The 2,065-nt window shown below is 76.9% G+C and carries 1 protein-coding gene; it reads left to right on the plus strand.

What is annotated here, in order from left to right:
• Positions 1 to 2,032, plus strand: a 2,032-nt coding sequence (locus STRTUCAR8_RS49875) for an SUKH-4 family immunity protein (RefSeq protein ID WP_048818785.1), incomplete at its 5' end; no start/stop codon positions are given.
• Positions 2,033 to 2,065: the final 33 nt, after the last annotated feature.

Consider the following 2,065-nt stretch of genomic DNA (forward strand, 5'->3'; position numbering starts at 1 on the left):
TGGTGGCCCCGGTGGGGCCGGTGCGCCCCAGCCTCCGGCGGCTCCCGGGGCTCCGGGTGCGGGCGGGGGGCAGGCTCCGGGTGCTTCGGGTGCCGCCGGTGGGTCCGGTCGGCTCGGGGTGTCCGGCACTTCTCGGCCGCCCGGCGCTCCGTTGCCTCCGGGTCCGCCCGGTGCTCCGGGTGCCCCTGGTGCCTCGAACCGGTCCGGCGTTCCGCACTCGCCCGGGGGTACCCCTCCCGACGGCGTCCACCATGCAGCGACCATGTTCGCCGACCCGAAGGGCGGCGCCGCCAACGTGCCCCGGCCGCCGGGCGCGCCTGGGAATCCCGGGGCTGCCCAGCCGCCGGCTGCCCCGGGCGTACCGTCCGCTCCCGGCGCTCCTCAGCCTCCTGGCGTTCCTGGGACCCCGGGTGCCGTGCACCAGGCCGAGACCGTGCTGGCCGCTCCCCCGGTCGCCGGCCCCGGCATGCCCCCGCCGCCTCCGGCCGTCGGCGTACCTGGCCCTCCCGGCCCGCCCAACGCACCGGGGTTCCCGGGCGCTCCGGGCGCTGCTGGTGCCTCCGGTGCTCCCGGTTTCCCTGGCGGCCCGGGTGCGCAGGGCGGCCCGGGTGTCCCGGGTGGTCACGGTGCTCCGGGCGGCCATGGCGCGCCCGGTGGGCCCGGTTTCCCCGGTGCTCAGGGAACGCCCGGCGGGCCGGGTGCCCCCGGTGCTCAGGGCGGCTATCCCGCCCCGGGCGCGCAAGGTGCCCCCGGGGCGCCGGGTGCCCCCGGTTTCCCCGGCGGCGGCTCCGGTTTCCCCGGTACGTCCGGCGCCCCGGGTGCCCATGGCGTTCCGCAGCCCACCGCGTCCCCCGGTGCGACGCCTCCGCCCCCCGGCGGTCGTCCGGTGCCCGGGATGCACGCGCCGGGTGGTCCGCCTGTGCCCGGTATGGCGGCGCCCGGTTTCGCGGGGCACCCTCAGCCGGCGTCCGCCGGTGGGTTTCCGCCGCCGCCCGCGTCGAACCTCGCCGCCACTCCCGGCCCTCAGTCCCCCTCGTACGGCTACCCGCCGCCCGGGCAGCCCACGGTCGGTCCCGGCTATCAGGCCGTGCTCCGCTACCGGGCGCCCGACGGGTCCGAGCAGCAGGTGATCCGGAGGTCCGCGCCGGGGACGCCGCATCCGGAGTGGCAGATCTTCCACGAGCTGCGGGCGATGAACATCCCGCCGGATCAAGTCCTCGAACTGCACACCGAGTTGGAGAGCTGTGAGCTGCCGGGTGCCTACTGCGCGCGCATGATCCGCGAACAGTGGCCGAACGCCCGCATCACGAGCATCGCGCCCTACGGCACCGACCACGCGAGCCGCCAGCAGGGCATGGGCCAACTCCTCGTGCACCAGGGCGAGTTGCACCAGGTGGCGGACGGTCCGGCACGTCCGGGGCCGGTGCGTACGCCGCTTCCGCCCGTGCAGCCCGCGCCGCCGATCCCCCCGGAGGGGGTCGCGCAGGAGCTGGCCGGTGCGTTCGGGCCGGGGGTGTTCCGGTTCGACCAGGCCGCGGTGTCGCGGCAGGGGGTGCCGCAGATCGTGGCGCACACGCTGGTCGTCGCCGGGCTGCCCGCCGACATGGGGCCGTTCTTCTGGGCGCAGGCCCAGCCGGGGCGGCCGGTGCCGACACTCGCCGAGCTGGCGCAGGAGCGTGGGGTGCGGCCGGCGTCGGACGCCGGGTCGTATCTCGTGATGGGCACCGACTTCGGCAAGGCGGTCTGCGTGCAGTACGGGACGGCGAACATCGTCGCGGTGCCCGTGGAGGCGGGGCCGGGCGGGGCGCCCGTACCGCCGCAGTTCGTGAACACGGGGCTGCCCGAGTTCGCGCGCTGTCTCGCGCTGCTGGGCCGTATGTGGCGGCTGCGCTACGGCCTCAACCAGGAGCAGGCGGGCCGCTGGACCGTCGACTTCCAGGTTCAGCTCGCCTCCCTCGACCCGGCGGCGCTCGGCTCGCCGGAGAGCTGGTGGTCGGTGCTGCTGGAGCAGATGTGGGACGGGTTGCTCTAGCCGGTCGGCCGGTCGCCCGGCTGTTTCGGGAAG

This window comes from Streptomyces turgidiscabies Car8 (assembly GCF_000331005.1).
In the GTDB taxonomy this organism is placed as follows: Bacteria; Actinomycetota; Actinomycetes; order Streptomycetales; family Streptomycetaceae; genus Streptomyces; species Streptomyces turgidiscabies.